Raw genomic sequence first — 7703 nt, 5'->3', positions numbered from 1 at the left:
GGCGCGTGCTCCTCCACCACACCCCGCCAGAAGGACCGGTCCGCGTCGCTGCCCAGCGACTCCAGCTCCGCCGCGATGAAGTCCGCGTAACGGACCGAAGGCGCCTCGTACTCGGGCAGCTCACGACCGTTGCGCAGGTGCTGGTAGCACTCCACGATCTCCATCATCAGGGCGTTGTAGCTCCACCCCTCCGAAATGGCGTGGTGGTAGGTGAAGTTGAGCCGCCACGCGTCGTCGGTGTCGACGAGCGCGGATATGTGCAGCAGAGGGGCCGTCGTCAGGTCGAAGACGACCGCGTGCTGCTGGGCGACGAACTCCCGCCTGAGGCGTTCCTGTTCCTGGTCGTCCAGGCCGCGCAGGTCCCGGAGGGTGACCGGGTAGTCGACTGCCTCGTGGACCAGCTGCATCGGCTGGGCGTAGCCGCTCAGGTGCATCGACGTGCGCAGGATGTCGTGCCGGCGGACCACGATGTCCACCGCTTCCTGGAGAGCCGTCAGCGAGAACGGCTGGTCGTCGCGGATCCTGAAGGAGTTGAGGTTGTGGTAGACGGCCCGGCCGCCGGGCTCGGCGGCCATGGTCTCGGCCAGCATGCCGGTCTGGATCTGTGACAGCGGGTAGGCGTCGACCACGCCCGCCGGGATCGCCGCGCGGTCCTCGTCGCCGATCAGGGCGAACGGGGCCACCGCGTCGATCAGCGACCGGCCCGCCTCGTGGCCGGAGAGCTGAGCCGCCAGGGCGGTGATGGTGCGGTACTCGAAGACGTCCGGGATCGACACGTCGTACCCGACGGTGCGCATCGCACCGACGAGGCGGACGGCGCGGAGGGAGTCACCGCCGAGGTCGAAGAAGCTGTCCTCGACGCTGACCTGGCGGACGCCGAGCACCTCCGACCAGATCGCGGCCAGCCGCTCTTCCACGGGGGTCTGCGGTGCCACGTACCGGCTGGCGTCGTAGGCCGCGCGGTCGGGCGCCGGCAGCGCCCGGTAGTTGATCTTGCCGCCGCTGATCAGCGGGATGGCGTCGAGGCTGACGAAGGCCGCGGGAATCATGTACGCGGGCAGCGTCGCGCTCATGTGCTCGCGCAGTTCGCCGGCCGAGGGCGCCTCGTCGCCGCCGACCACGTAGGCGACGAGGGACTTCTCGCCCTCGTCCGTGGCCGGGGCGGTGACGACGGCCTCGCGGACCGCCGGGTGCGTGCGCAGCGCGGCCTCGATCTCACCCAGCTCGATGCGGTAGCCGCGGACCTTGACCTGGCTGTCGACCCGGCCGAGGAAGTCCAGCGACCCGTCCGGCAGACGCCGCACCAGGTCACCGGTGCGGTACAGCCGCCCGCCGGCGGGGCCGAAGGGGTCGGGGACGAACCGCTCGGCCGTCAGTCCCGGACGGCCGAGGTAGCCGCGGGCGAGGCCGGGGCCTCCCACGTAGATCTCGCCCGGCACGCCGACGGGCACCAGCTGCTGCCGGGCGTCCAGCACATGGACGCTGAGGTCGGCGATCCGGTGGCCGAGGTGGCTCCTGGACGGGTGCTCGAAGTCGTCCGCGACGAGTTCGTGGAAGGTGCAGTGCACCGTGATCTCGGTCGGGCCGTACAGGTTGACCAGCGCCGTCCGGTCCAGCCCGGTCCTGGCGACCCACGGCCGCAGTTCGGTGATCTCCAGCTTCTCGCCACCGAACACGATGGCGCGCAGGGCGAGCCGGTCGATCCGGGTGTCCGCCTCGCCGGCCATGGCCGCGAGGGCGCGGAACGCCGAGGGGATCTGGCACAGGACGGTGACCTGCTGGGAGACGAGCAGATCGAGGAGGTCCTCGGGGGAACGGCTGACCTCCGGCGGAACGATCACCAGTCGGCCGCCGTGGAGCAGTGCGCCCCACATCTCCCACACGGAGAAGTCGAAGGCGTAGGAGTGCGACTGCGTGACGACGTCGTCCCTGGTGAAGTTCATCTGCTCGCGGATGGCCGCGAACATCCGCAGGACGTTCGCATGGGTCAGCGTGACGCCCTTCGGCTTCCCGGTGGAGCCGGAGGTGTAGATGACGTACATCAGGTTGTCGGGCGTGCCGAGCGGGGTCGGGTCGTCGGCGGGCTGGGCGTCGATCGCGTCACGGTCGTCGTCGGCGTCGAGGAGGACCAGGTCGCCGTCGTAGATGTCGGCGAACGTGGGCACGTGCTCGGCCCGGGTGATCAGGATCGGTGTGTCCGCGTCGTCGAGGATGTACGCCAGGCGGTCGGTCGGGTTGGTCGGGTCGAGCGGCACGTAGGCCGCGCCGGACTTGAGGACGCCGAGCAGTGTGGGGACGAGGTCGATGTCCCGCTCCAGCGAGACACCGATCAGCGTGTCCGGGCCCGCTCCGAGCTTGCGCAGGTGACGGGCGAGTCGGTTGGCCCGCTCGTTGACCTGCCGGTACGTGAGCTCCGTCGCGCCGAAGGTCACCGCGACGGCGTCCGGTGCCGAGGCGGCCCGTTCGGCGAAGACGCCGTGGACGAAGCCGTCGACGGGCTCCTCGACGGTGGTGTTCCACTCGGTCAGCAGCCGGGCGCGCTCGTCCTTGGGCAGGCAGGGCGCGGTGGCGCTGCCGTCGAGGTCGGCGGCCATGGCCTCCAGCACCGTGCGGTACATCGAGGCGAGGCGCTCCAGGTTGTCCCTGCTGATCGCGTCGGTGCTGGTGGCCAGCTGGATGTGCCGGCCCGATGCCACCACACTGAGCGCGGCCTCGTTGCGGCCCTCGTTCAGGCCGCCGTCGGTGTCCACCGCCTCGGCGTCGACCTGGTAGAAGTCCTGGTGGTCGAAGAGCGTGGTGATCAGGCGCTGGTTGCTGCCCGTGTCCCGCTGGATGGCGGGCAGCGGGTAGCGGCGGCGGTCCCAGATCTCGGCTTCCCGGGCGTACACCTGCTCCACCAGCCCGCGCCATGTGCCGGTCGGACGGACCGCAGGGAACGGCACGGTGTTCAGGTGCATGCCCAGCACGCGCTCGGCGTCCGGGGCTTCCAGCCGGCCGTGGTAGACCACACCGGTGTGGAAGGCGTCCTCGGGCGTCAGCGTGCTCAGCACCTTCAGGTGCGCCGCCAGCAGGACGCTCTTCAGCGACGCCTTGGCCTGGCCGGCCAGCCGCCGCAGGCCCTCCTCGAGGTCGGCGAACGAGACGCGGGCGCCGTGTCCCTCCTCGGCCGTGCCGTGTTCGCCGGCCCAGGTGGCCGGGAGCTCGAAGCGAACGTGGCGGGCGGTGACGTCCTGCCAGTAGGAGCGGTCCTCGGAATCGGTGAGCGACGTCAGCTCGGCCGCGACGAAGTCCGCGTAGCGCACCGAAGGCGCCTGGTAGGCGGGCGGTTCGCCCTCCTCGCGCAGAGCCTTGTAGCACTCCACGATCTCCATCATCAGGGTGTTGAGCGTCCACCCCTCGGAGACCGCGTGGCAGTTGCTCATGGTGAGCCGCCAGGCTCCGTTCTCCTCGACGTGCGCGGAGATGCGCATGAGCGGTGCGGTGGCGAGGTCGAAGCCGTCCGCCCACTCCTGCTCGGCGTACGCGCGCCGGGCGCGGTCGAGTTCCCCGGCGTCCAGCCCGCGCCAGTCGTGCATCGTGACCGGCACGTCGGCCGTGGCGTGCACCAGCTGCAGCGGCTGCGTGTAGCCGCTCAGGTGCATCGACGTGCGCAGCATGTCGTGACGCCGCACCACGGTCTCCACGGCCCGGCGCAGCGCCGGCAGGGAGAACTCGGCCTCGTCGGGAATCCGGAACGAGTTGATGTTGTGGTAGAGGTTCCCGCCCGTCTGGCCGGCGGAGAGCATCTCGACGAGCATGCCGGTCTGGAGCTGCGAGAGCGGGTAGGCGTCCACGACGTCGTCGGGCAGCGCGGCCCGGTCCTCGTCGCTGATCAGCGCGAACGGCTCGACCGCGGCGATCAGCGACTCGCCCGCCGCCTGTCCCGACAGCCGGCCCGCGAGCTCCGCGATGCTGCGGTACCCGAACACGTCACGCACCGACACCTCGTAGCCGGCGGCGCGCAGCGCACCGACCAGGCGGACGGCTCGGATGGAGTCGCCGCCGAGGTCGAAGAAGTTGTCCTCGACGCCGACCTGGCGGGCGTCGAGCACCTCCGACCAGATGGCGGCCAGCCGCTCCTCCAGCGGGGTGCGCGGCGCCACGTACCGGCTCGCCGAGAACGCGGTCGCGTCCGGGGCCGGGAGGGCGCGGTAGTCGAGCTTGCCGTTGCTGGTCAGCGGGATCGCGTCCAGCGTCACGTAGGCGACCGGAACCATGTAGTCCGGCAGGCCGGTGACCAGGTGCGTGCGGATCTGCTCGGCGTCGACGGCTCCCTCGGGCACGACGTAGGCGACGAGGGACTTGTCTCCCGCCTCGTCCGCGCGGGCGATCACCACGGCGTCGCGCACGGCGTGGTGCGTGCGCAGCGCGGCCTCGATCTCGCCCAGCTCGATGCGGTAGCCGCGGACCTTGACCTGGCTGTCGACCCGGCCGAGGAAGTCCAGCGACCCGTCCGGCAGACGCCGCGCCAGGTCGCCGGTGCGGTACAGCCGTGCGCCGGCGGGGCCGAAGGGGTCGGGGACGAACCGCTCGGCCGTCAGCGCGGGACGGTCGAGGTAGCCGCGCGCGAGGCTCGGACCACCGACGTAGATCTCACCCGGTACGCCGACCGGTACCAGTCGGCCGGCCGCGTCCAGGAGGTGCATCCGCAGGTCACGCAGCGGCTCACCGATGTTACTGCGTCCGGGGCGGCCGAAGTCCTCGGCGGTGAGGCGACGGTATGCGGCGTGCATGGTCGTCTCGGTCGGCCCGTACAGGTTCAGCAGCGCGGGCCGGTCGAGGCCCAGGCGTTCCACCCACGGCTGCAGCTCGGAGAGTTCGACCTTCTCGCCGCCGAAGCACACCAGCCGCAGGTCCAGCCGGTCGAAGCGCGGGTCGCCGTCGCCGGCCATGGCGGCCAGGGCCCGGAAGGCCGTCGGGGTCTGCAGCAGCACCGTGACGCCCTCCTGAACCAGCAGGTCCAGGAAGTCACGGGGGGAGCGGCTGATCTCGGTCGGCACGACCACCAGGCGGCCGCCGTGCAGCAGGGCGCCCCACATCTCCCAGACCGACACGTCGAACGCGTAGGAGTGGGACTGGGTCACCACGTCGGAGCCGGAGAATCCGAGCTGGTCGGCGGTAGCGTCGAAGTGACGCAGCACGTTGGCGTGGGTCAGGCTCACGCCCTTGGGCCGGCCCGTCGATCCCGAGGTGTAGATGACGTAGACCTGGCTGTCCGGCCCGCTGGTCTCCACCGGGTCGCCGGCCGGGCGGGCCGCGATCGCCGCCGCGTCCCGCTCGCCGTCGACGACCACCAGCTCACCGTCGAAGTACCCGGCCACCCGGTCCACGAGATCGGAGTGGGTCACCACGATCGGTGCGGCGGCGTCATCGACGATGTACGCCAGCCGGTCGTCCGGGTTCACCGGGTCGAGCGGCACGTACGCGGCACCGGACTTGAGGACGCCGAGGAGCGTCGGCACCAGGTCGATGCCGCGTTCCAGCGAGACGCCGACGAGCGTCTCCGGGCCGGCCCCCAGGGCCCGGAGGTGGTGGGCGAGGCGGTTGGCCCGCTCGTTCACCTCCGCATAGGTCAGCGCACGGTCACCGCACACCAGCGCGACGCTGTCCGGTGTCCGGGCCGCCTGCCGGGAGAACACACCATGGACGCTTGCGTCGACCGGGAATTCGGTCGTGGCGTTCCACTCCTGCGTCAGCCGCTCGAACTCGGCGTCCGGGAGGCATGCCGCGGACGCGTCTCCCGCGGGATCGGCGGCCATGGCCTCCAGCACGGACCGGTACATCGAGGCGAGGCGCGCCAGGTCCGCCCGGCTGATGACGTCGGTCGACGTGCCGAGGTTGATGTGGCCGCCGCGCGCCACCGCGCTGAGGGCGAACTCGTTCGGGGACGAGTTCAGCGTGGCGTCGATGTCCACGTCGTCCTCGTCGACCTGGTGGAAGTTCTGGTGCTCGAACAGCACCGAGAGCAGCCGGTCGCCTTCGCCCAGGTCCCGCTGGATCGCGGGGAGCGGGTAGCGGCGGTGCGTCCAGATCTCGGCTTCCTGTGCGTACACCTGTTCCACCAGCCCGCGCCAAGTGCCGGTGGGACGGACCGCCGGGAACGGGAGGGAGTTGAGGTGCATGCCCAGGACGCGCTCGGCGTCCGGGGCCTCCAGCCGGCCGTGGTAGACCACACCGGTGTGGAAGGCGTCCTCGGGCGTCAGCGTGCTCAGCACCTTCAGGTGCGCCGCCAGCAGGACGCTCTTCAGCGACGCCTTGGCCTGGCCGGCCAGCCGCCGCAGGCCCTCCTCCACATCGTGGTAGGGGACGTACTGGCGGTGGTATTCGGCGGCGGTGCCGCGCTCGTCGGCCCAGGTGTCGGGAAGCCGGAGCGGTGCGTGCCCGGCCACGACGTCCTGCCAGAACGCGCGGTCCTCGGGGTCGGCGAGCGACGCCAGCTCGGCCGCGACGAAGTCCGCGTAGCGCACGGCGAGGGGCTCGACGGCGGCCGGCTCCTGTCCGTCGCGGATCTGCCGGTAGCAGGCCTGGATCTCCATCAGCATGGAGTGGTAGCTCCAGCCCTCGGTGATCGCGTGGCAGTGGCTGATGGTGAGCCGCCAGGCTCCCTCCTCCTCCAGCTGCACGGAGAGCCGCATGAGCGGTGCGGTGGCGAGGTCGAAGCCGTCCGCCCACTCCTGCTCGGCGTACGCGCGCCGGGCGCGGTCGAGTTCCCCGGCGTCCAGGCCACGCCAGTCGTGCATCGTGACCGGCACGTCGGCCGTGGCGTGCACCAGCTGCAGCGGCTGCGTGTAGCCGCTCAGGTGCATCGAGGTGCGCAGCATGTCGTGACGCCGCACCACGGTCTCCACGGCCCGGCGCAGCGCCGGCAGGGAGAACTCGGCCTCGTCGGGAATCCGGAACGACGTGAGGTTGTGGTACGTGTGCAGCTCGCCGGCCTTGAGCATCTCGACGAGCATGCCGGTCTGGAGCTGGGACAGCGGGTAGGCGTCCACCACGTCGTCGGGCAGCGCGGCCCGGTCCTCGTCGCTGATCAGCGCGAACGGCTCCACCGCGGCGATCAGCGACTCACCGGCCGTCTGTCCCGACAGCCGGCCCGCGAGCTCCGCGATGCTGCGGAACTCGAAGACATCGCGCACCGACACCTCGTAGCCGCCGGAGCGGATCTCGCCGACGAGGCGGACGGCTCGGATGGAGTCGCCGCCGAGGTCGAAGAAGCTGTCCTCGATGCTCACCCGCTCCAGGCCGAGGACTTCCGACCAGATCGCGGCGAGACGTTCCTCCACGGGGGTGCGGGGGGCCACGTACCGGCTCACCGAGAACGCAGTCTCGTCCGGGGCCGGGAGGGCGCGGTGGTCGAGCTTGCCGTTCGGCGTCAGCGGAATCGCGTCCAGCGTCACGTACGCGGCCGGAACCATGTAGTCCGGCAGGCTCGTGCCGAGGTGGACGCGCAGCTCCTCCGCCTGTACAGCGGTCTCCGCGATCACGTACGCGACCAGGGACTTCTCGCCGTCCTGGCCCTCGCGGGCGACGACGACCGCGTCACGGAGGGCACTGTGACCGCGCAGGGCGGCCTCGATCTCGCCGAGCTCGATCCGGTAACCACGGACCTTGACCTGCTTGTCGATACGACCCAAAAAGTCCAGCGAACCATCCGCCAGACGCCG

At 71.2% G+C, this 7703-nt stretch carries 1 protein-coding gene; it reads right to left on the bottom strand.

The window, feature by feature from the left end; translation table 11 throughout:
• Positions 1–7673 (bottom strand): non-ribosomal peptide synthetase (locus tag IE244_RS41230; protein WP_191878715.1); only part of this gene is annotated, 7673 nt, incomplete at its 3' end.
• Positions 7674–7703: the final 30 nt, after the last annotated feature.

This window comes from Streptomyces filipinensis (genome assembly GCF_014649495.1).
Lineage (GTDB): Bacteria > Actinomycetota > Actinomycetes > Streptomycetales > Streptomycetaceae > Streptomyces > Streptomyces filipinensis.
The sequence above is the reverse complement of the archived record's forward strand: the minus strand, read 5'-3'. Positions and strand labels throughout refer to the sequence as shown.